The organism is Siminovitchia sp. FSL H7-0308 (assembly GCF_037980985.1).
Lineage (GTDB): Bacteria > Bacillota > Bacilli > Bacillales > Bacillaceae_C > Siminovitchia > Siminovitchia thermophila.
In genome coordinates this window covers 137,269-159,360 of record NZ_CP150282.1, presented here as the reverse complement: position 1 = coordinate 159,360, position 22,092 = coordinate 137,269, and the positions used below count along the sequence as shown (strand labels likewise).

Here is a 22,092-nt window from a genome sequence, read left to right as displayed (position 1 = left end):
CCATCTCCTCTTTTATAATTGTAAAATTGATTGTTCTGATGTTTCTTGTATTTGATGTTCCCGAACAAACGCCGTAGCGCCTGTTCGAGAAATATCCTTAATGCCATACGGCTTCAACAGGTCGATAAATGCTTCAACCTTTGAAGGTTCGCCGGTGACTTGGACGGTAATAATGTTCTTGCCCATATCAATGACGGTTGCCCTGAACGGTTCGATGATGCTGTATACTTCGCTGCGAATTGCCGGCGGGCAAGTGACTTTGATTAATGCCAGTTCCCTTGTGACCATTCTCTTATCTGTAATGTCTGTCACTTTTAAAACATCTATCTGTTTTTGCAGTTGTTTTAAAAGCTGTTCCATCTTCGCCGGATCTTCAATCGGAACGATTAATGTCATTTTGGAAATCCCCGGGTTCATCGTTGGTCCGACGGTGATGCTTTCGATGTTAAACTGTCTTTTGGAAAACAGTCCGGTAATCCTGTTAAGGACACCACTATTATTGTTGACTGTTAATGTTACAACACGTTTCATTGTCCCACCCCAATCATTTCATGTAGTCCTGTGCCTGGGGCAACCATTGGATAGACATTCTCTTCCTGGATGACACGGCAATCAATGATAACCGGCTCCGGAGTATTAAATGTTTTTTCAAAAATGGCTTTCGCTTCCTCGGCGTTTTCCACTTTATAGCCTTTAATCCCATATGCTTCGCCAAGTTTGATAAAGTCAGGCTGCTCGGGAATCAACGACTGGGAATAACGCTCCTCGTAGAACTTTTCCTGCCATTGGCGAACCATTCCAAGACATTTATTGTTTAAAATAACGATCTTGATCGGCAACCCAAGTTCCTTTACGACTGACAACTCTTGAAGACACATTTGGAAGCCCGCATCTCCTGAAATGGAAACAACCGTCCTTTCAGGGTCGGCAACTTGCGCGCCGATCGCTGATGGAAAACCAAAGCCCATCGATCCCAGTCCTCCGGAGGTAACCCATTTGTGTGGACCTTTAAAGCGATAGTATTGGGCGGTCCACATTTGGTGCTGTCCGACATCTGTTGTGATAATGGCCTCTCCGTTAGTGATTTCGTGAATCATTTCGATCACATGCGGTGAAGACAACTCATTCTCCTTTGATTCCGGCGTTTTATACGGATATTTTGTTTGGTACTCATCCAAGTGCTCTGTCCATTCGGAAATATCCGGAACATGGAAATCCGTTTTGTTGAGCTCTTCCAATACCGCTTTTGCATCAGCCACAATCGGAATCTCCGTGGGAACGTTCTTCCCGATTTCGGCCGGGTCAATATCGATATGGGCGATTGTTGCGTTCGGTGCAAAGTGTTCCAAGTTTCCAGTCAAGCGATCATCAAACCGGGCTCCAAAGTTGATGAGCAAATCACATTCGGTAATTGCCATGTTGGATGCGTAAGTTCCGTGCATACCCGCCATTCCCAGGAATTGAGGATGGTCGCCAGGGATGCTGCCAAGCCCGAGTAATGTATTCGTCACCGGGAACCTTGTGTTTTCAACAAAAGCCTGGAATGCTTCCGCGGCCTTTGCAAACAGGACACCCGCCCCTGCAAGTATAAGTGGTTTTTTCGCACTGGCCATGGCATTGACCAGCTTTTGAATTTGCAAATAGTTTGGCCGTGTGGTCGGCTGATACCCCGGCAGATGAATTGGCTTTTCCGGATAAACGCCTGCCGTTTGCGTCGCGATGTCTTTCGGAATATCGATGAGTACAGGGCCGGGCCTTCCGGTCGACGCAATGTAAAATGCTTCTTTAATAATCCGGCCAAGGTCTTCCAGCTTTTTCACCTGATAGTTGTGTTTTGTAATCGGCATCGTGATTCCGACAATGTCCGACTCTTGGAATGCATCTGTTCCTAGCACGGAACTGCCGACCTGTCCGGTAAAAATAACGAGTGGAAGGGAATCCATCATGGCATCGGCAATACCCGTCACAAGGTTTGTAGCCCCCGGGCCGGAAGTAGCAATGACAACACCCGGTTTTCCGGTTACCCTTGCATATCCTTCCGCGGCATGGATGGCTCCTTGTTCGTGCCTTGTCAGAATATGCCTGATCGGGTTTTTATATAAAGCATCGTAAATCGGGAGTACAGCTCCTCCCGGATATCCGAAAATGATTTCGACGTTTTCCTTTTGCAGTGCTTCTATGAACAAGTCTGCTCCAGTCTTAACTTGCTCTTGCGTTTCCGTGTCTTGTTTTTGGTTGCCTGTCTTCATCGGGAAACCTATACTCACCTCTTAGCGCCTTCCTTTCATTTTGAATTGAATGATTATTTTTAATAAGAACTTTTACCAGTGCGGCAGCAACTCATCTTGTCATTTTTTTATAATAAAAAAAGTTTTTTCAGCCCACACAAAAGGAGAACCTTTTATGCAGGGATGAAAAAACTTTCATGGTACCACCCTACTTTACAGTGACAATCACTGACTTATGAACAGCAGGTAAGCTGTTCATTGATAACGGGAACTTTGGGTAATCCCCGTGAATCCATAATCGCTTTCGCTTTCAGGATTCCGGCTCTAAGGTGATGTCGCGAATGACTGCATTGCCGGTTTCCAGCAGTTCCGGCTCTCTGTAAATGCAGGGCTTCATCCACTTTTTCCTCATCATTGCCTTTAAGGTTTATATTTTCATGACGCCGCCTGTACTTGCGGACGTGACCAGCTTTGAGTATCTTGCCAAGTAACCTTTCTTGATCTTCGGTTCAAACGGTTTTAAGTTCTTCTGCCTTTCGGCAAGTATAACATCATCTACCAGCAGTTGAATAGTCCGATTTTCCAAATCAATAAAAATTTCATCGTCATTTTCCACTAATGCGATTGGTCCGCCTTCAGCAGCTTCAGGAGAAATATGTCCTATCGAGATTCCTCTTGATGCCCCGGAGAAACGCCCATCTGTTATCAGAGCGACTTCTTTGTCCAGTCCCCGGCCGGCAATGGCTGACGTAGGCGCGAGCATTTCCGGCATTCCGGGTCCGCCTTTTGGCCCTTCGTAACGAATGACTACGACATGTCCCGATTGTACAGTACCGTCGTTAATTCCTTTTTGCGCATCTTCCTGAGAGTTAAATACAATCGCTTTACCCCGGAATGTTGTAATCGACGGGTCCACCGCGCCAACTTTAATGACCCCGCCATTTGGAGCGATGTTTCCGTAAAGGATGGATAATCCTCCAACTGGACTATATGCCTTCTCCCTTGGCCGTATGACTTCAGGATTGGTAATGACGCTGTCTTTCACATTTTCATAAACGGTTTTGCCAGTAACGGTCAAACGATCACGCTCAACAGCGCCCATCTCGCATAATTCGCGAATGATGGCACTGATTCCACCGGCTTCGTGGACGTCCTGCATCGTGTAGTTAGATGCTGGAGCGATTTTTGACAAATAAGGAACACGTTTGGCTACTTCGTTAATTCTAGATAAATCGTAATCTATTTCTGCCTCGTGTGCAATAGCCAATGTGTGGAGAACCGTATTTGTTGAGCCGCCCATGGCCATATCAAGTGCAAATGCATCATCAATGGTCCGTTCGGTCACAAGGTCTCTTGGCTTGACATCTTCCTTGACCATGCGGATCAAATTTTTGGCGGCTTCTTTGATTAAACGGTGACGCTCATTTGATGTGGCGACAATTGTTCCGTTTCCGGGAATGGTAACCCCCAGCATTTCCATTAAGGAATTCATGGAGTTTGCTGTGAACATTCCGGAACAAGAGCCGCATGTCGGACATGCATTCTGTTCAATGTCTAGCAATTTCTCCGCTGTCATTTTTCCGGCGTGATAGGCTCCGACTCCTTCAAAAACAGAAGTTAAAGTCAACGGATCACCATCTGAAGACATCCCGCCTTCCATCGGACCGCCCGAGACAAATATCGACGGGACATTTGTCCGGAAAGCCGCCATGAGCATTCCCGGTGTGATTTTGTCACAGTTGGGAATATAAAATACACCGTCAAACCAGTGTGCGTTGATAACCGTTTCCGCAGCATCCGCGATCAGTTCCCGGCTGGGCAGTGAATAACGCATTCCAATATGTCCCATGGCAATGCCATCGTCGACGCCGATTGTGTTGAATTCAAACGGAACGCCTCCGGCTTCCCAAATGGCTTCCTTCACCACTTCGGCAAATTCCCGTAAATGCTTATGCCCTGGAATGATGTCAATATATGAATTACAAACACCGATAAACGGTTTATCCAAATCTTTTGTTTTTACACCCGTTGCGTAAAGCAAGCTCCGGTGCGGGGCTCGGTCTATCCCCTTTTTTATCATGTCGCTCCGCATGTCAATCCCCGCTTCCTTCTCTTTTATCTGTCTTAGCTTACATGTAGAGCCTCGTCGTAAACTTTGACTCCGTCTGTTGTTGTTATTTTTCTGAAACTTTCAAGCAAGTCGTTTGTAACCGGGCCAGGTTTTCCGTCTCCGACCACGCGGCCATCAATTTTTACGGCTGCGATGACTTCCGCGGCTGTACCGGTCAAAAATACTTCATCTGCTGTGTAAACATCGTGTAATGTAAAAACAGACTCCAATACTTCATAGCCTTTTTCACGAGCAACTTCGATAATGACATTTCTCGTAACTCCTACGAGCGCTCCAATATGTCCAGGGGGCGTATACAGCTTCTGATCTTTTACGAGAAAGATGTTATCAGCTGAACCTTCCGCCACATATCCCTGATCATTTAACATAAGAGCTTCATGTGCTCCGGCAAGATTCGCCTCTATTTTTACAAGAATATTATTTAAGTAGTTTAAGGATTTTACCATCGGGCTTAAGACATCTGAACGGTTTCTCCGTGTCGAGGCCGTTACGATTTCTATTCCCGATTCATACATTTCCTTCGGGAAAATACGGAGCGGTTCAGCAATGACAATGACAGAAGGTTTTCTGCAGTTTGCTGGATCCAACCCTAAATCCCCGACTCCACGGGAAACAACGAGACGAATATAGGCATCTTTCAGATTGTTTTTCCGGAGAGTTTCTATTAGAACCTGAGTCATTTCCTCTTTCGTATACGGTATATCTATCATCACTGATTTTGCAGATTCGTATAATCTGGTTAAGTGTTCGTTCAGTCGAAATATGTTTCCATTGTATGATCGAACACCTTCGAAAACACCGTCCCCATACAGGAATCCGTGATCATATACCGAAACAACGGCATCTTCTTTCGTTACTAATTCGCCGTCGAGGAAAATCCATTGCTCACTCACCATTTTTCGCCCCTCTCAAACTTACCCATTTACTATACTTTAGTGGGATACATTGTTCTAAATAATACCGTGGTTTCGGGGTTTCGTCAACCATTTTTCAGAATCTTGTAGCTGTTTGAAAGGTAATAAAATAATGTATCCGTTTACAAATATGATCGTATCAATGATCTGTATTTTTGAATTATTTTTGAATAATGATTGGAAAATGCTTCTGAACATTCATTGGGTGAAAGGAGTACCTCAGCTTTTTGATTCCGGCCCTTCTTTACCGCCTTGATCCCGATGGAGATGAGGACTTCTTATGTATCTTACGTAGGAATTTCTCATCGTGGCCAATGTTGCGAAGCTTAGTTCATGGCGGTTGTTTTTCAATCCGAAAGACGCAAGCAGCATGTAGGCCATTCTCTGCGGAAAGAAGCCGGTCTCGTCCAAATAGGGGTCCACAAAAAATTTCCATTTGTTCAAATCTATGGATATTGCCGCTCGCCATTTGTGAACATCGGCCTTTATTTCAATCATGATGGTTGTTTCAACGTGGAGGGGAGATAAACGGAAGGACTCCGAATGATGAGGGTCCAGAGGAGTGTTGCTAATGAGTGAGTCATAGAAATGAAACTTTGGCTTCATTAGAAATATATGTGTACCCTCAACCCTCGTCCCCTTACAAACCAATGCCATATTTTTTCCTATCAAACCGCCTTTCGCAATTACCTTTTTTATTTTGACAAACGCAGACACTACCATTCACCCCCTTCTCCCGTTACCTTTATCATAGTTAAAAGTACCCATAAAGAAAACAGACTTTTATTGTATAATTCTCATTATTTTAAAATGAAATAGGAAATTTTATTACAAAATTGAATATCAAGCTTTCGAGAAGAAAAAACCCGTTATGTTTAGACAAAAAAGTTAACGGGGGATGACGATGGCTTTTCATGAAGAGTTAAGGAAATATCGCGTGGAAATATTAAAATTAAGCCAGGAAGAGGCCATACGCCGTCTTCATATCAGCCAAACCGCCCTTTCTTTTTATGAGACAGGAAAAAGACAAATTACAATAGACATGTTAAAAGATTTTAAACGTGCCTATTCCATTCCCGATGAGCAATTGATGCGGATGATGTTTGGTGATCCGACAGGAAAAGAATACCCGCCCCTTGTTTTGCGGGAACATTCCCGAGATGCCGATATGCAGCGCGTCATTGAAATGCTTCAAAAAAATCCGAAATTGCTAAGCGCTCTTGTCAATTTGTCGTATGCATCCGAGAAAACCCAAAAAGCGCTCACTGAGCTCCTTCCTCACCTGCTAAAATTTAATGAAAATCAATAGAAGGTTTCTCAGCTTTTTAAGACCCAAGTCTTTTTTTAGGGAAGCTATATTTACGAACAGGATGCGGTTTCACAACGCAAGATCACGGAAACAAACAGAAAAAGAAGCTGCGACGAACGATAAAAACCGAACCTCTGCTTTGGCTGAACTGCTCCCCTTTTAGCATCCAGGTTTTCAATTTTTTACCTGTCTGCTTAAAGGAGAGCATATCGGGCCGGGGTTCGGTTTTATATTTATCTTTTCAATTTTTCGGCAGCACCCTCATCCAAGATGACCCAAGCGTGTTCATGCTTTTGCAAAACAGACGCTGGACAATCGACCGATACGGGACCTTCTACCATCTTGCGCACAGCATCTGCTTTTCCTTCTCCAAACGCAAGCATGATAATTTCCTTGGCAGCCATGATTGATGAGATGCCCATTGTAATGGCCTTAGTGGGGACTTCTTCGTCCTTTTCAAAGAATCGTTTGTTTGCTTCACGTGTAGAAGGGGTCAGTTCGGCAACATGAGTAAGAGAATGGAAGGATGTTCCCGGTTCGTTGAAGCCGATATGGCCGTTGGGGCCGATTCCCAATATTTGCAAATCAACGGGATTTTCTTTGAGGATTTGCTCGTATCGCTCACATTCTTCCTGCGGGTCTTCTGCCATTCCATTTGGTAGATACGTATTTTTAAAGTTCATGTATTTAAACAATTCTTCTTGCATGTAATAATTGTAACTTTGAGGACTATCCGGCGAGAGCCCGATATATTCATCCAGATTTACTGTCGTGACATGGGAAACATCCCATCCTGAAGTACGAATCTTCTCATACAATTTTAGGGGCGTGCTTCCCGTTGCCAAACCAAGTGTCTTCAGCCCATTTCCGAAGCTTCTTTTAAAAATATCATATGCCTGTTCTGTTGCCTCTACAGCGGTTTTACATATTAACACGTTCATTCAAGCTTCCTCCTTTACATGCCGATCTTCTCATTGAAGTCCTGAGGTTTTAAAGGGTGGCGCATATCTGTCAGCACCCAGACATTTATCCTTCCTTAAAACTCAGTATGACATTTTTTTATTATAGCAGTCCCTCTTTTTTTATGACAATGAGAAAATCAACCAGCACGTAACACATCGTCATGAAAGCTCATCATGATCAGAAAAAAAGCTTGCCCTGTATACAGACAAGCTGTCTTCAAATTTTATTTTATTCCATCAAGTGCCTGTTTCAAATCAGCCCAAATATCTTCCCAAGCTTCTAAACCGACGGACAGCCGGATCAATGTGTCGGAAATGCCCATCTTTTCACGCTCATCCTTCGATATTCCGGCATGGGTCATCGATGCGGGATGTTGAATAAGCGTTTCGGTGTCTCCCAGACTGACCGCGAGCTTGATGAGCTGTACGCGGTTTAAAATAGCCTGCGCCTCTTCCTTCGTACCTTTCACTTCAAAGCTGATCATGCCGCCCGAACGTCTCATCTGCTTTTGGGCTAATTGATATTGTGGAAACTCCTCATCCCCGGGATAAAACATTTTTCCGACTTTTGGATGTGATTTTAATGTTTCAGCAATTTTTTTAGCATTGTCGCAGTGGCGGTCTAATCTGACTGCCAGCGTTTTTAAACCACGTATGAGCAACCATGCGTCAAATGGAGAAATAATCCCTCCGATATCTTTTCTGACAGACGCGGCCATTTCCGCCATCTCTTCCTTGTCGGCCCCAACGATAATTCCGGCAATGACATCCCCGTGGCCTCCAATATATTTGGTGGCACTGTGCACAACATAGTCACAACCAAGTGTTAGCGGCTGCTGTAAATACGGGGAGCAGAACGTGTTGTCCACAACCACTCGAATACCATGTTCTTTCGCCACTTTTACAATCATTTCGAGATCGACAAGCTTCATGGTCGGGTTAATCGGCGTTTCAACATAAATAACCGCAGTTTCTGGGCGAATTGCATTACGCAACGTTTCTTCGTCATCCATATTGATCAAGTCATGGTCTATTTCATACTTTTGCTTTAACAGTTGTAAAAGCCCAAACGTACAACCATAAATGCCATCCGAACATAAAATGTGGTCATGGGATTTCGTTAAATGAAATAATGTGGCGCTTACTGCAGCCATTCCTGAAGTAAAAGCGAGTGCGGCTGCCCCATTTTCCAGCGCCGCCATTCTTTCTTCCAGTATGGCAATGGTCGGATTGCCAAACCGTGAATAAATATGCCCTTCTGATTCACCGGCAAAACGGGACTCCCCTTCTTCCGCTGTCGGGAAAGAGAACGTTGATGTTTGGAATAAAGGCGGGGTCAGGCTGCCTGAATGCTCTAACGGGTTATACCCCGCGTGTATTACTTGTGTCTCAATATTGTTATTCTTTTTCACTTTATAACCTCCTGGAATACATCTCTTCTTTCATTTTATGATATCACCCTCAGGATGAAAAGAATTACATTTCGTAGCTATTGGAAATATATGGTTTCTTTATTAAAATAATGTAACATTTTGTATTATTTTCATGAAATGTGGATTTTTTATGTTAAACTGGCTGAAAAGCCATTCAAAACTTAGGGGGAATACAAATATGAGGAAAAAGCTGGTAGGCGCTGCTACGGTAGCTATTATGGCGACTACTTTTGCTGGAAAAGCCTCTGCATCATCTTACGAGGTTAAGCCGGGGGACAGTCTTTGGAAAATAGCTAATCAGTTTAAAACTAGCGTATCCCGTCTCAAGGAAATAAACAAATTAAATACCGATATTATATTCCCAAAGCAAGTATTGAAAATTGACGCCACATCTACATCAAACCAATCGGCAGCACCCGCCGCAAGACCATCTTCTTCCAGTACTGGAAGTTCTTCCGGATCAAGCGCTACATATACCGTCAAGTCCGGAGATTATTTAATTAAAATAGCAAACATGCACAATACGAGCGTCGCTCAATTAAAATCTTTGAACGGCTTACGTTCGGATCTTATTCGAGTCGGGCAAGTTTTGAAAGTGTCTGGAAGCGCAAATGGATCACCTGCTCAAAACTCACCGGCACCAACACCAGCACCAAGCTCGGGTTCCGGTAACAGCGGTGGAACATATAAAATTGTGGCTGGAGATACATTAAGCAAAATTGCCGCCCGTTATGGGACAACCGTTAACCGTCTTAAACAGATAAACGGGCTGAGATCTGACTTGATTTTTGCCGGACAAACACTGAAAGTAAGCGGTGGGACATCACCAGGAAGCAGCCAACCCCCGCAACAAGCCAGCCCGGCCCCAACCAAGCCGCAGCCTGTTAAACAAACCGGATCGGGCGTCATTGATACCGCAAAGAGTTTGGTTGGAACGAAATATGCTTGGGGAGGATCTTCACCTGCCGGATTTGACTGCAGCGGCTTTATTCACTACGTATTTAAACAGTCAGGAAAAAGCATTAGCAGAACAAGCGCAGAAGGATATTATAACCGTTCTTATTTTATAAACAACCCACAGCCAGGGGATTTGGTTTTTTTCAAAAATACATATAAAAGTGGTATTTCCCATCTTGGGATTTATATTGGCGGCGGACAATTCGTCCACGCCGGCAGCAATGGCGTAGAAATTTCAAATGTAAACAATTCTTATTGGAAGAGCAAATTTGACAGTTATAAAAAGTTTTATTAATCACTTTTCCCGCAGCAATTGATAAGCTGCGGTTTTTTGTTGTGATCATTCCGTAGAATTCTTTTTTACGAATAAAATACCGTTTTTACCCGAATAATAAACATCATTTATAACTCTGGGGGAGTGTTTAAATGGTCAGAAAAATATTGATGATGTTGCTATTATTCGGGCTACCCTTTTCCACTCCTTGGAAAGAAGAAGATAACGAAGCGAGCAAGAAGCAAAAGAATGTCATCTTTATGGTGATGGATGGTACAAACGCCGACGTGATCACATTGGCGAGACATTATAAAGGAGAGCCGCTCGCACTCGATTCCATCTTAACTGGCGGCGTACAAACATATTCCTACCAATCCGCGATTACAGATTCGGCCGCAGCAGCCTCCGCCATGGCCACCGGTCATAAAACGCTAAAAGATTATATAGGGATGGTGCCCTATCAAGACACTGATGGAAAAATAAGAGGACGTCCAGTAGCAACCATACTGGAAGCAGCGAAAGCGAAAGGACTTGCAACTGGCATTGTAGCTACTTCCCCTGTCCAGCATGCCACTCCGGCCGCTTTTTCATCCCACACAATGAGCCGTGATAACATGCATGAAATCGGCCAACAGCAAGCACACCAAAACATCGACATCCTGCTGGGCGGCGGCAAAAAATATGCATTTGTTAATGAAAACAGGGATGTTCGTATGGTCCAGACAAAATCCGAATTGCAAAAAGCAAAAGAAAACGAGCTATACGGCTTTTTTGCCGAAGAAGACTTGGCGTACGACCTCGATCGGCCAACGCTGAATCCGGAACAACCATCCCTCGTTGATATGACAAAAAAAGCTTTAGGCGCGCTATCCAATCATCCGGAAGGTTTTTTTCTATTTATTGAAGGAAGCAAAGTGGATTATGCAGCACATAAAAACGATCCAGTAGGCATGATAAGCGAGGTACTGGCTTTTGATGCAGCAGTAAAGGAAGCGCTGGCATTTGCCAAGAAACATCGGAACACGCTTTTAATCGCAGTTGCCGATCATGGGAACAGCGGTTTAACGATGGGAAATGAGCAAACAGACGAAACATATGCCGAGACGCCGGCGGAAAAGTTTGTCGCCCCCTTAAAAAAAGCCTCATTAACTGTCACGGGAGCTGTTTCGCAATTGAAACATGACCGCTCCAATTTAGAAGAAGTCCTCCATCTTTATGGTTTGGACAATCTAGCCCAAAGTAACATCAAGAAGATCAAGGAAAGCAAAGACATTGAAAAGGAACTTGTCACCCTGATGGCAGAACGGGCACATCTTGGATTCACCACTCGCGGCCACTCTGGAGAGGACGTTTTTCTATACGCATACGGGCCCAAAAAGCCTACCGGGCTCATTAATAATACCGACCTTCCCGCCAAAGTAGTGGCACATCTGGAGCTTGGCTCCCTTTCTGAGTTCACGAAAAAAAGATTCATCCCTGCCCAACAATATTACGAAAATAAAGGATATGAAACGAGGAGTGAAAGAAAAGCGAATAGCGGCGACGTATTTATTGCCAGGAAAGGAACTACTGTTGTCGAATACCCTGCTAATCAAAATAAAAGAAAAGTAAATGGCCGTGAAGAAACATTGCCCGGCATTGTCGTTTTTAACGGGCACACCTTTTGGATCCCTAAATGAAACCACTATGTTACGGAAGAAAAGTAAATGGATCGAACTCAATGCATCCAGGCGGCAAGCACTCAGCCTGGATGTCTTTATCATACCACAACATGAATGGTTCCATGAGAAAAAAGACCAGCTTTTACCTGCTGGTCTGCCAAAATGAGGATATGATGCGGAGAGTTGATATAGAAAGGATAGAATCAACCATTATTGTTATTTTTTCTCGAGGGAAATATGTTGTTTGGAAAGAGTGGGATGGCCGGGAAAATGTTCATGCAAAAGCTCAAGCTGGTAAACCCGATCAGTGAGAGAATGGATTTTTTCGTTGGCTTTGCCCAGCATAAAAATGAGGTCGCTGATCAGTATTTCCAGCGATTGATACGTGGGGACCTGCTTCAAACATTCACCTCCTTAAACTCAAGCGTTTCAGCAGGCGATTTTGAAGGACTTTCACGTGCCGGCTTTCCGCCCATAAACTTGACAGAATCCGCCATTACCTCGGTCACATATACTCTTTTCCCATCTTGGTCCTCATAATATCTCGTTTGAATTTTACCGATTACACCAATGACGGACCCTTTACTGCAATATTTGGCAGTGTTTTCTGCGGTCTTATTCCATAAAGTACATAGAACGAAGTCTGCGTCATATTCACCATTGGCATTTTTATAATGGCGGTTTAAAGCGAGCATAATGTTGAGCACAGCCCTCCCCTCCATTGTATACCGCAGCTCGGGATCCTTTGTCAGCCTGCCTACCAACGTTACTTGGTTAATCAATCAATCACCCCTTTCATTATTTTCATACTTAGTATATAAGGTCCAATTACCTGTTGTAAAATAGGAAAAATTCATTTTTTCGTGAAAACTCCCTCCGAAAACTAGAAAATCTTCTTAGAACTGATCGCTTTACTCCGGATTTTGGATGCCAAACAATAAAAATAAATCAATTTACATGTTTCTTTTCATAGGCAAAAACCGGATATCACAATACAACGGATGGGTTAAGTGTTATAATTTTATAAAAGAAACGTATGGAGGAGACGCGATTTGAAAACCTTTAAAATCGTTGCCCTGCAAGTTTTAGAGGAAAAACATGCCAAAAACATACCGTTGAAGGATGGTTTAATCATCAATAAAGAAAATGAAGATGGGAGCTGGGTGATTGAAGCATTTATCGATGCACAATATAAACCGTATTTCGAAAAGTTGCGTGAACAAAATATGCCGCTTGAAATCCGGGTTATCATTACCCATGCAGCCAATGATCCGGCCCCATTCACTGTAAAAATACACCAGATCGTGGATATGGAGGAACATATTAGTGTGCTCTTCTCCGGTCGCTTGAGTAAAAGGCGCAATGAGTATTTGGAACTTCTCCTCGACGATTTGATTAAAGAAGGCTTGGAAGGTGAAGAACTGCTGGCCGAATTTAAAGTAAGAATGAAGATAGGGAAAAAACCTGTTGGCAGCATCAAAAAGTCAAAATAAAAAAAGCAGGGCATTGACCCCGCTTTTTTATTGATTGTTTTCGTTGTCATCCATGTTCGGATCGTTATTTAAATCATTATCCGCATCATTCATCTTGCCGTTGTCATCGAGGTTGTTACCGTCATTGTTGTCGTTGTTGTTATTGTTGTCTCCGTCATTTACACCATTGTTGGTGTCGTTCGTTCCGTTATTATCCTCGACTACCCCGTTGTTATTATCGTTCGGCTCCTTGTCATTGTCATTATTTGCGCATCCAACTAACAGCAATGACGCAAGTACTGCTCCTCCAATCATTTTTGACACTTTTGGACTCATTTGGTAAGCTCCTTTCAGATTTTATTCGTCCCGCATAATTCCGGGCAGATCGGCATTGCCGATTTTCCGTTTTCTGTTGGACCCTTTTAGGCCTGACATTAGCTTTCCCAAAATCCCCAAAATACTTCAAAAAAATATGTTAGAAAGGAATAATTCACAAAAAAATACCCTCTCTGCTTTTTTATAGCCGTTATTCTCCTAGGGCAAACATGATTTCCGTTTCACAAACGACTTCATTATTGACGGTGGCAATCCCTTTTCCTTTGCCGACCGGCCCTTTGACACGGATCATCTCCACTTCCAGTCTTAACCGATCTCCAGGTTTTACTTGCCGTTTGAAACGGCATTTGTCAATTCCGCCAAAAAAAGCAAGTTTTCCCCTGTTTTCCTCCTTTTTAAGCATCGCAACAGCCCCTACCTGCGCCAATGCTTCTACGATAAGGACTCCGGGCATAACAGGATAGTCCGGGAAATGCCCGTTAAAAAAATCCTCATTCGCCGTTACATTTTTTATGCCAACAGCCCGTTTTCCTTCTGCCACTTCCAAAATTTGGTCAATAAGTAAAAATGGATAACGGTGAGGAATAATTTCTTTTATTTGGTTAATATCAAGCATATTTCGACTCCTCCTCATATTAAAAAAAGCTGGGACATAAGCAAATACGAAATAGCAAAAGCCGAACAATTCATTTATAATTGTTCGGTTTAGTTGTGTTAAAAAAATCCCTATCATCGCTACGTCAACATATTTTGCTTTCCGCGGGCACGGCTTCAGCTTCCTCGGAAAGCAAAGATCGCTTTCCTGCGGGATCTTCAGCTCGAGCTATTCCCGCAGGAGTCTACATATGTTGACTACGCTAAAAGCTTGCGTATATGATACACTGGGACAATTTATCCGGCATGTAAGGTGCCGTATGACTCCCACTTCAAAATCTTGAGTGAATACAAAAGGGCTAAGTAGGAGATAACGGCACCTAAATGCCCGATTGGTTCAACTAGCAATGAATGGTTTCACTTTATTGTTCGTTTTTTCATCAGCTGATTTAGTTGTGTCCCAGTCTCATCAACGATCTTTATTTACTAAATCAATAATATGGGTCCAAGTTGATTTTTTCAAGGCATCCTGCGGCTTTCCATCTCCAATGACACTGTATCCGACGACTACCCCAGTTATCAAGCAGATGAAAATGGAAAGAAGGACAATGATCGTCCGCAACCAAATGGGAATGAGACGTACTTTAATTTTTTCCGGGGAACGTTCCTTTTTTTTCTCTTCATGCCGCTTTTCTTTTTTATGGATCGCTTTTGCTTCTTCTTTACGTAAAAATTTAGCTGACATAGTAGAACCCCTTCGTATCGGCCGATCGAGAGTTACCTGATCCCATTCACTAGTCCCATCATTTGGTCGGCAAGCGTTACAGTTCTTGATTGAAATTGCATTGAACGTTGTGCAGTCATTAAGTCAGTCATTTCTTTTCCGATATCAACATTGGATAACTCCAGTGCGCCCGATTGCATGGAAATTTCATTGTTTCTTGCCCCATTTAATTCCGTATATATTATATTCGGGTTTACTGCCCCTTCCAAATCAGCCGGAATCCCAATAAGCGAATTGCCTTTTTGCTCCATAAATTGTGGATTGTTTAACGAAATAACGCCCAAACGGAAGTTCATTTGCTGTCCGTTTGCCAACCGGGCTTCAAACAAGCCCGGCTGTATCATCGTCCACTGTTCCACTTTAGCCGGAACAGTGATGGTCTGATTGTCTTCCGTAAGAACGGGATTTCCTTCTTTCGTCGTCAAGATATACTCGCCGTTCCCATTCAATTGAAATCCAAGTTCGCCATCTCTGGTAAACTGGATGGAGCCATCTTGGGCACGCACTTTTAAATATTGATTCTCTTTTGTAAAAGCAATATCCAACTGGCGCTCGGTTGATTTTAAAGGCCCTTGTGCAGCAATCATGGCTGTTTGTGATAATCTGGCACCGACTGATTGACGTATTCCGAAAGCAGATGTTCTTCCGACTTCAGCTGCTGTATTGGGCTGATTGTTTATTTGCTGGGCTATTAAGTCAGCGAAAGAAGCTTCTCGTCTTTTATAACCGGTGGTGCTTGAATTGGCGATGTTATTGCTAACCAATTCAACTTGCTGTTGCAACTGATTTAATGTGTTTACTGCTGTAATCATTGTTCTATTCACTGTACATTCACCTTCTTATTATCCATTGAGCCTTCCAATTTCATTGACTGCTTTGTCCAGGCTTTTGTCATAAGCTTGCAGCACTTTTTGATTGGCTTCAAAAGCGCGATATGCGGTCAGCATGTCAGTCATGGATCTTGTTAGATCAACATTCGATCCTTCAATGAAGCCTTGGGAAACCTCATATGTTTGGTTTGCCGCCAGCGGCAGAAGCTCCCCGTTCTCTGTTCTATACATTCCGTCTCCCTCTTTAAGAAGGGTTTCCGGATTTTCAGATACAGCCAGACGGAGCCGTGCGACCTGAGCTCCATTTTCAATAATTCGGCCTTCTCCGTCGACTTGAAATTGATCGCTGTTCAAGAGAATCCGATTTGAGTTTTCATCCAAGACATAATACCCGCTTTCTGTCGTTAAGTACCCGGATGAATCAACAGTGAAACGGCCATTTCTTGTATATTTTACTTGGCCGTCTTGCTCAATCGAAAACAGGACGTTCCCCATCCCGCGGTCCGACAAAGCTAAATCGGTTGTGCGGTCTGTCTGCCGCAAATCCCCCTGTATAAAACGGGGAATGATTTCTTGAACATATACTCCGGTATTTAGTGATCCCACCCGCTGGTTCCGTGTCATGCCCGACGAATCAATCCTGTCCAACAACATTTCTGGAAAGGCCCGGGAGTATGCATGGTCGGCTTTATAGCCTGGTGTTTGCGCATTCCCCATATTATTGGACAACAACTCTGTTTTCCGCTGTGAAGCATACATGCCTGATGCGGCAGTATATAAGCCTCTTAACATAAATACGCCTCCTTGTTAAACGAAACTTCTCTTGGCAATTCTGTCTATACTTTCAAGCATGATCCCAGTACCTGCCGCAACAGCATCCATCGGATGCTCTGCAATTAGAACCGGGACCCGGAGCTCTTCAGCAAGCAACTGGTCGATTCCATGTAAAAGGGCTCCCCCGCCAGTAAGAATGACCCCTCTGTCGATAATGTCAGCAGAAAGCTCGGGCGGTGTTTTTTCAAGCACATTTTTTGCAGCCTGAACAATGACATCCACGGATTCTTTTAATGCACATTCGATTTCACCAGAACGTACAGTAATCGTCCTTGGCAGTCCTGTTACCATATCACGGCCGCGTATTTCCATTTTTTCATCTCTGGACCCCGGAAATACCGTTCCGATCTCCACTTTGATGTTTTCTGCTGTTCTTTCACCAATTAAGAGCTTGTACTCTTTCTTTATGTAATTCAATATGTCATTGTCAAAATTGTCTCCGGCCATTTTAATCGATGCGGATGTAACAATATCACCCATGGACAGAACCGCCACATCCGTTGTTCCTCCGCCGATGTCAATGACCATATTTCCGCTTGGCTGGAAAATATCCATTCCTGCTCCAATCGCGGCTACCTTCGGTTCTTCTTCCAAATACACTTTTTTTCCACCGCTTTTTTCAGCAGCTTGCCTGATTGCTTTTTGTTCCACACTCGTAATATTTGTTGGACAGCAAATCAGAATGCGTGGCTTGGATAAAAAGCCCTTGACATTTAACTTGTTGATAAAGTGCTTTAACATGGTTTCAGTAACATCAAAATCGGCAATGACTCCATCTTTTAAAGGACGGATTGCGACAATGTTTCCGGGTGTGCGGCCAACCATGCGTCTAGCTTCTTCTCCGACCGCGAGTACCCTGTTTAAATTGCGGTCTATAGCCACTACAGACGGTTCATTTAATACAATGCCCTGTCCCTTTACATGTATTAAAACGTTTGCCGTCCCCAAGTCAATGCCGATATCTTTTGCGAACATTCGAATCCCTACCTTCAATATTTAAATAAAAAAGTTATGTATGTAATTCGTCCTATGTTAGATTTCCCTAATGTAATATTTTATCATACCTTTGAAATGAAAAGGAGATCGTTTACAAAAAACTTGACAAGTTTTTTGATTTTCTTACACAAAATGACAAGTGCAAAAAGGACTGGGACATAAGCAAATCCGAAATAGAGAAAAGGGGCTGGGACATAAGTTGAAAGCTGATTCATATTCGTAAAAATCGTGAGAAAAACCCGCGTGAAATCAAGGTTTTAAACTTGATTCCATGCGGTTTACTTCATTTTTACAGGGTTTTGTCCCAGATTAGCCACATAGCAAAGAAGTTAATGAGTCATATTTTATCTAATGAAAACTGATGAGGATTATAAAGAAGCTTGATGATCCAAATTTACAATTTTGAATCATCAAGCTTTTTTGTCATGCCTAATTTTCACTGAGAAAATGGATGGAATATACCAATAACAGTATTGACTTTATATAGTTAGCCTTGCCTTCTGACATGAAGAAGATTGCCATCCATCCAGACGCGCAAGTATAGGTGGGCGGAAGTCGTTTTCAAATAGATGCATTCTATATACTTAGATATAAAGAAAGCTTGTAGAGAAAAAATACTTATTTTCACTACAAGCTGAGAAGGCATTTTGCCTTATTTCAAATTATTTTTGCAATTCTGCCTTTTTATATTTTTGCTTTGTCGCTTCTCCTCCTCGTAAATGCCTGATTGATTTATGGTACTCTAATATACTTTTGACTTGAACGGCTAATTCCGGATTGATTTCCGGCAGCCGCTCGGTTAAATCTTTGTGGACAGTACTTTTGGATACGCCAAACTCCTTCGCAATCATGCGAACTGTTTTTCTCGTCTCCACGATATACCTTCCAATCTTGATTGTACGTTCTTTGATGTAATCGTGCACACCACTCGCCCTCCCTGAATTGGATGTGAGGAGTGTGAAATGAGACTCGTTTTATCAAAAAGTTGCTGGGTCTGCTTTTTCGGAAACAAGCATACTGCGCGGCTGGAGAATCACTTTTTACAAGAAAATTACTTTTACAGGAATTAAACAAATATTTAACAGAATGTGGGATCCATATTAACGATTACTCACCTCAAGCACTCTCTATTTTTTGTTGGTGTTTGTATCATCTTATTTGTCCTGCACGTGATATATGCTCGAAATAGCCAATAAGGACAAGGATAGGAGAAAATTCATTCAAATAATAAGCGCTTGCAAACACTTACGTAAAAAACAAAGTGAAATTGCAATGAAGAGGGGTATGTGATGTCGCGTCTTAGGTCTCCGGGTTCATTCTTCCACGCTCAGAAGTAGCAGAAAAGCAGAAGCGCCCGTTTAGCAACGTACCCAATGACTGCAATCAGCCGAAAGAAGCCCATCAGATATGGAGCGTGCAGGCGCCGCTACACGACGAAGCATTCCTAACCTGCAAAACTCTAAACCCTAGATCAAAAGCGCAACAAAGGCTAAGATCAAAGCGTCCTGTTGGCAAGATGAAGCGGGAACGTGCTAGAAAGCTTACGCTTTTTCTTGGTGCGATTTACGATGCCGAAACTTCCTTTTCGGTGCACTCATACGACCTGTACGCCGCAACACCTTTGTGATCGCCCCTTTCAAAAACTGCGATGTGTCGCTGCCATCGTTTTTTCTTTTGCAGTTCCGAACAAATCGGGCGTTTGGGCAGTTGAGCCCCATTTGCAACGATCACTTCACCTTGATTTCTTTATGAAAAATAAAAAAGACAAGCGCATCTGCTTGCCTCCTATTTTGATTATATTATTCTTCCGTTTCTTTTTCTGGTTGTAATTCTTTTCCGGTTTCTGTTTGTTCATCATCTGAACCACCGGTGCTTTCATTCATTTTTTCATCGTCTGAACCACCGGTGCTTTCATTCGCTTTTTCTTCTTCTGAACCACCGGTGCTTTCATTCGCTTTTTCTTCTTCTGAATCACCGGTACTTTCATTCACTTTTTCTTCTTCTGAACCACCGGTACTTTCTTCAACCTCGTTATTTTTTTCACCGGACGTATCAGCCGGTTTTTCTACTTTTTCAAAAGCGGTAAATGGCTGGCCAAAGAAATCAATCGGGTTGAGTGCCGTATTGTCTTTTCTAATCTCAAAATGAACATGATTTTTCGCTTCTTTATTAAGCTGGCTCGTTCCAGAAGTTCCAAGGACATCTCCTTGTTTTACATTATCTCCGGACTTCACTTTCATGTCTTTTACAGATTGATAAATGGTTTTGACGGCATTGTCATGCTCGATTTCGATGACATTTCCAAGCAGGGAGTCTTGTCTTGCGGAAACCACTTTTCCGCTAAGTGAAGCAACCACTTCAAATTCTTTCCCATCTTTCATGGCAATGTCAACACCCATGTTTGGACGGTATGTGCTTCCATCAACGACGAGTGCAGCTTCTTGCTCTTCCATGGATGCATTTGTATCGAAAAATTGCGTGACAATTTGAGCTTCATCTTCGTTTTTGACAGGCATTGCGACATTTTCAAAAGCCTGGTTCACTTCAATGGCTGAATCCTCGCCTGACATTCCCGTTAAATCTTGGCTGTCTTTAGCCAGGTTTTGATCATCCGTTGTTTTATTTCCTGCCGTTTGATACCAAAACAGCACCGAAATGAGCAATGCAGCACTTGCAAGATAAATGGCCGGAAACACCCACCGCTTTTTAAAAAAGTTTTTTAGAGAAGATCGTTTCTTTTCTTCCTCTCTCATTTTCATCACCTCTGCCATCATTGTGAACAAAAAGGCAGAATTATATACTCAAAAATGAGAAATTAACATCTTATTTTTCCGAAATACTAAAAATTTATTCATCGAATGGAACATGTAATTTTATCAAAGGTACAAAAAATCCGGCCTCATGTCGAGGCCGGCTCGTTATTGACTGCTTGCCATGATTTTATCAAAGTAGCTGTTGGCATTTGAAATGGAAATTCCTTGATAATAGTGGCGGACAATTTCCTCATATTTTTTTCCTTCTTTAGCCATTCCATTGGCACCGTATTGACTCATCCCCACTCCATGTCCATAGCCTTTTGTTGAGACAATGATCGTGTCTCCTTTCCTTTTCCAACTAAAATCAGTTGACTGAAGACCGAGTTTTTCACGAATTTCCCTGCCGGTAAATGTTTTTCCCGCAATGGACACTTCCGCCACTTTTTTTCCCGATGTTCGCTTTGTGACCGTGCCCACATCATTGCTGTTCTCAAGACGAATGTTCAACTTTTGTTGAAACTCTTGAACACTAAACACTTTTCTGTCCTGAAACTTCGGTGAGTCGGCATCCCAGGGACTTTCTACACTTTTTAAATAAGGAACGGAATTGCTCCAATATTCTTCCGCATTTTCTGTGTAACCGTTGCTGGTTGAAAAAAAGGAGGCATTAATCGGTTTGTCTTGATACGTAAGTATTTTTCCTTTAGTCGCCTCGACGGCTTCTTTAATCTTTTTCATTTTCCAATCAAATTCTTTTCCCCAAAGCTGTTTTAATTCTTGTTTATTTTTATACACTTGATGGTTGACAGTGTCCGAAACATCGGCATTTTGCGGAATACGATCGTCTTTTGAACTTAGAAGATGATTGACGATGTACGTTCTTGCGGTTAAAGCTTGTGCTTTTAGGGCCTCTTCTTCAAATTCCGCAGGCATTTCCGATGCGACCACCCCTTCTACATATTCTTCCAGCTGGAGCTTTTCCACTGTATTCGTCGCTGTACGCAAAACAGCGACTTCTGCAGCCGGATTGGCTTTATCAACGCTTTGCTCGGTAGAACTTTTTTCTTCATCCAGTTTGGCCCCTGCTCTTTCATTGGAATAAGGCAAGACAAGTAAAGAAGGAATTAAGAAAGAAACTACTAATACAAGAAAGGAAATGACTAAAGCTGTTTTCAGTGATTTCATGCCCGATGCCTCCAATATGAAATTAGAGCGGCCCGGATTGACCGCCTTAATTCAACTTATTCAAGAGGACAAGCATTTATGCTTATGTACGACAGAGAGTCTGGACACAACTAAATCAGCTGATGAAAAAACGAAGAATAAAGTAAAACTTCATTCAATAGGGCTCCTACTGAATGTTAGTTGAACCAATCGGGCATTTAGGTGCCGTTTTCTCACACTTAGACCTTTTGTATTTACTCAAGATTTTGAAGGGGGAGTCTCTTACGGCACCTTACATGCCGGATAAATTGTCCTAGGTATCATACGCAAGCTTATAGCGTAGTCAAAATAGGTAGACTCATGCGGGAATAGCTCGAGCTGAAGATTCCGAAGGAAAGCGACCTTTGCTTTCCGAGGAAGCTGAAGAGACCTGCGGAAAGCGAAATATGTTGACGTA

The 22,092-nt window shown here is 42.9% G+C and carries 22 protein-coding genes and 1 other annotated feature; of the genes, 4 read left to right on the top strand and 18 right to left on the bottom strand.

Features of this window, described 5'->3' with window-relative positions:
- Positions 1-12: 12 nt before the first annotated feature.
- The 5 genes from ilvN to MHB50_RS00755 all read right to left on the bottom strand — a co-directional run bounded on the left by ilvN (position 13) and on the right by MHB50_RS00755 (position 5,990).
- A complete protein-coding gene (gene ilvN, locus MHB50_RS00775) occupies positions 13-531 on the bottom strand; it encodes an acetolactate synthase small subunit (protein WP_077109593.1) in 519 nt (172 codons plus the stop codon).
- Positions 528-2,249: an acetolactate synthase large subunit gene (gene ilvB, locus MHB50_RS00770; RefSeq protein ID WP_077109594.1), complete on the bottom strand. Its 1,722-nt coding sequence runs from the start codon at positions 2,247-2,249 to the stop codon at positions 528-530. Before ilvB ends, ilvN begins: the two co-directional genes overlap by 4 nt.
- A gap of 155 nt (positions 2,250-2,404) precedes the next feature.
- Positions 2,405-2,652, bottom strand: a binding site (T-box leader).
- 3 nt (positions 2,653-2,655) lie between these two features.
- Entirely contained in the window at positions 2,656-4,320 is a 1,665-nt protein-coding gene (ilvD, locus tag MHB50_RS00765) for a dihydroxy-acid dehydratase (protein WP_340084704.1), read from the bottom strand.
- A gap of 32 nt (positions 4,321-4,352) precedes the next feature.
- Complete coding sequence (ilvE, locus tag MHB50_RS00760; protein WP_339165552.1) at positions 4,353-5,252, bottom strand: branched-chain-amino-acid transaminase; 900 nt, start codon at positions 5,250-5,252, stop codon at positions 4,353-4,355.
- A gap of 240 nt (positions 5,253-5,492) precedes the next feature.
- Entirely contained in the window at positions 5,493-5,990 is a 498-nt protein-coding gene (locus tag MHB50_RS00755; RefSeq protein ID WP_339161144.1) for a hypothetical protein, read from the bottom strand.
- 187 nt (positions 5,991-6,177) lie between these two features.
- On the opposite strand from MHB50_RS00755, the gene MHB50_RS00750 reads away from it, so the two are divergent.
- Positions 6,178-6,582 (top strand): helix-turn-helix transcriptional regulator, encoded by a 405-nt coding sequence (locus MHB50_RS00750; protein ID WP_339161140.1) that lies wholly within the window; start codon positions 6,178-6,180, stop codon positions 6,580-6,582.
- A gap of 233 nt (positions 6,583-6,815) precedes the next feature.
- On the opposite strand, the gene nagB is transcribed toward MHB50_RS00750, so the two are convergent.
- Positions 6,816-7,523: a glucosamine-6-phosphate deaminase gene (nagB, locus tag MHB50_RS00745; RefSeq protein WP_339161137.1), complete on the bottom strand. Its 708-nt coding sequence runs from the start codon at positions 7,521-7,523 to the stop codon at positions 6,816-6,818.
- A gap of 245 nt (positions 7,524-7,768) precedes the next feature.
- Positions 7,769-8,956 (bottom strand): methionine gamma-lyase, encoded by a 1,188-nt coding sequence (gene megL / locus MHB50_RS00740; protein ID WP_340084703.1) that lies wholly within the window; start codon positions 8,954-8,956, stop codon positions 7,769-7,771.
- 199 nt (positions 8,957-9,155) lie between these two features.
- Here megL and MHB50_RS00735 point away from each other — a divergent pair, with 199 nt between their 5' ends.
- Both MHB50_RS00735 and MHB50_RS00730 read left to right on the top strand, forming a co-directional pair.
- Positions 9,156-10,229 carry a LysM peptidoglycan-binding domain-containing protein gene (locus tag MHB50_RS00735; protein WP_340084702.1) on the top strand — a complete coding sequence of 358 codons (1,074 nt, stop codon included), beginning with the start codon at positions 9,156-9,158 and terminating at the stop codon, positions 10,227-10,229.
- A gap of 131 nt (positions 10,230-10,360) precedes the next feature.
- Positions 10,361-11,887 carry an alkaline phosphatase gene (locus MHB50_RS00730; RefSeq protein ID WP_339161129.1) on the top strand — a complete coding sequence of 509 codons (1,527 nt, stop codon included), beginning with the start codon at positions 10,361-10,363 and terminating at the stop codon, positions 11,885-11,887.
- 198 nt (positions 11,888-12,085) lie between these two features.
- On the opposite strand, the gene MHB50_RS00725 is transcribed toward MHB50_RS00730, so the two are convergent.
- Together MHB50_RS00725 and ssb are read right to left on the bottom strand one after the other, a co-directional pair.
- Positions 12,086-12,271: a hypothetical protein gene (locus MHB50_RS00725; RefSeq protein WP_339161127.1), complete on the bottom strand. Its 186-nt coding sequence runs from the start codon at positions 12,269-12,271 to the stop codon at positions 12,086-12,088.
- Entirely contained in the window at positions 12,268-12,651 is a 384-nt protein-coding gene (gene ssb / locus MHB50_RS00720) for a single-stranded DNA-binding protein (protein ID WP_340084701.1), read from the bottom strand. The genes MHB50_RS00725 and ssb overlap by 4 nt, the downstream gene beginning before the upstream one ends.
- Positions 12,652-12,921: 270 nt before the next feature.
- On the opposite strand from ssb, the gene MHB50_RS00715 reads away from it, so the two are divergent.
- A complete protein-coding gene (locus MHB50_RS00715; RefSeq protein WP_339161124.1) occupies positions 12,922-13,362 on the top strand; it encodes a YwpF family protein in 441 nt (146 codons plus the stop codon).
- A 27-nt stretch (positions 13,363-13,389) separates the two neighbouring features.
- Here the strand turns inward: MHB50_RS00715 and MHB50_RS00710 are convergent, their stop codons facing one another.
- The 9 genes from MHB50_RS00710 to spoIID all read right to left on the bottom strand — a co-directional run bounded on the left by MHB50_RS00710 (position 13,390) and on the right by spoIID (position 21,656).
- Positions 13,390-13,677 (bottom strand): hypothetical protein, encoded by a 288-nt coding sequence (locus MHB50_RS00710; protein ID WP_339161123.1) that lies wholly within the window; start codon positions 13,675-13,677, stop codon positions 13,390-13,392.
- Positions 13,678-13,867: 190 nt separating this feature from the next.
- Entirely contained in the window at positions 13,868-14,293 is a 426-nt protein-coding gene (gene fabZ / locus MHB50_RS00705) for a 3-hydroxyacyl-ACP dehydratase FabZ (protein WP_340084700.1), read from the bottom strand.
- 447 nt (positions 14,294-14,740) lie between these two features.
- The gene (locus tag MHB50_RS00700; protein WP_340084699.1) at positions 14,741-15,016 is read right to left on the bottom strand and encodes a DNA-directed RNA polymerase subunit beta; all 276 of its coding nucleotides are present in this window, start codon (positions 15,014-15,016) and stop codon (positions 14,741-14,743) included.
- 32 nt (positions 15,017-15,048) lie between these two features.
- Positions 15,049-15,879: a flagellar hook-basal body protein gene (locus tag MHB50_RS00695; RefSeq protein ID WP_340084698.1), complete on the bottom strand. Its 831-nt coding sequence runs from the start codon at positions 15,877-15,879 to the stop codon at positions 15,049-15,051.
- Between the two features lie 18 nt (positions 15,880-15,897).
- The gene (locus MHB50_RS00690) at positions 15,898-16,677 is read right to left on the bottom strand and encodes a flagellar hook-basal body protein (RefSeq protein ID WP_340084697.1); all 780 of its coding nucleotides are present in this window, start codon (positions 16,675-16,677) and stop codon (positions 15,898-15,900) included.
- Between the two features lie 15 nt (positions 16,678-16,692).
- Positions 16,693-17,694 (bottom strand): rod shape-determining protein, encoded by a 1,002-nt coding sequence (locus MHB50_RS00685; protein ID WP_339161116.1) that lies wholly within the window; start codon positions 17,692-17,694, stop codon positions 16,693-16,695.
- Between the two features lie 683 nt (positions 17,695-18,377).
- Positions 18,378-18,638 carry a sporulation transcriptional regulator SpoIIID gene (spoIIID, locus tag MHB50_RS00680; protein ID WP_077109611.1) on the bottom strand — a complete coding sequence of 87 codons (261 nt, stop codon included), beginning with the start codon at positions 18,636-18,638 and terminating at the stop codon, positions 18,378-18,380.
- 876 nt (positions 18,639-19,514) lie between these two features.
- Positions 19,515-20,474, bottom strand: coding sequence for a peptidoglycan DD-metalloendopeptidase family protein (locus MHB50_RS00675; protein WP_339161115.1), 960 nt, complete (start codon positions 20,472-20,474; stop codon positions 19,515-19,517).
- Between the two features lie 159 nt (positions 20,475-20,633).
- A complete protein-coding gene (gene spoIID / locus MHB50_RS00670; RefSeq protein ID WP_339161113.1) occupies positions 20,634-21,656 on the bottom strand; it encodes a stage II sporulation protein D in 1,023 nt (340 codons plus the stop codon).
- Between the last annotated feature and the right edge of the window lie 436 nt (positions 21,657-22,092).

Excerpts from the sequence above, each read along its gene's own strand:
- ilvN (WP_077109593.1), bottom strand. The coding sequence starts at position 531 with ATGAAACGTGTTGTAACATTAACAGTCAACAATAATAGTGGTGTCCTT.
- ilvB (WP_077109594.1), bottom strand. The coding sequence starts at position 2,249 with ATGAAGACAGGCAACCAAAAACAAGACACGGAAACGCAAGAGCAAGTT.
- ilvD (WP_340084704.1), bottom strand. The coding sequence starts at position 4,320 with ATGCGGAGCGACATGATAAAAAAGGGGATAGACCGAGCCCCGCACCGG.
- MHB50_RS00750 (WP_339161140.1), top strand. The coding sequence starts at position 6,178 with ATGGCTTTTCATGAAGAGTTAAGGAAATATCGCGTGGAAATATTAAAA.
- nagB (WP_339161137.1), bottom strand. The coding sequence starts at position 7,523 with ATGAACGTGTTAATATGTAAAACCGCTGTAGAGGCAACAGAACAGGCA.
- MHB50_RS00735 (WP_340084702.1), top strand. The coding sequence starts at position 9,156 with ATGAGGAAAAAGCTGGTAGGCGCTGCTACGGTAGCTATTATGGCGACT.
- MHB50_RS00730 (WP_339161129.1), top strand. The coding sequence starts at position 10,361 with ATGGTCAGAAAAATATTGATGATGTTGCTATTATTCGGGCTACCCTTT.
- MHB50_RS00710 (WP_339161123.1), bottom strand. The coding sequence starts at position 13,677 with ATGAGTCCAAAAGTGTCAAAAATGATTGGAGGAGCAGTACTTGCGTCA.
- fabZ (WP_340084700.1), bottom strand. The coding sequence starts at position 14,293 with ATGCTTGATATTAACCAAATAAAAGAAATTATTCCTCACCGTTATCCA.
- MHB50_RS00700 (WP_340084699.1), bottom strand. The coding sequence starts at position 15,016 with ATGTCAGCTAAATTTTTACGTAAAGAAGAAGCAAAAGCGATCCATAAA.
- MHB50_RS00690 (WP_340084697.1), bottom strand. The coding sequence starts at position 16,677 with ATGTTAAGAGGCTTATATACTGCCGCATCAGGCATGTATGCTTCACAG.
- MHB50_RS00685 (WP_339161116.1), bottom strand. The coding sequence starts at position 17,694 with ATGTTCGCAAAAGATATCGGCATTGACTTGGGGACGGCAAACGTTTTA.
- MHB50_RS00675 (WP_339161115.1), bottom strand. The coding sequence starts at position 20,474 with ATGAAAATGAGAGAGGAAGAAAAGAAACGATCTTCTCTAAAAAACTTT.
- spoIID (WP_339161113.1), bottom strand. The coding sequence starts at position 21,656 with ATGAAATCACTGAAAACAGCTTTAGTCATTTCCTTTCTTGTATTAGTA.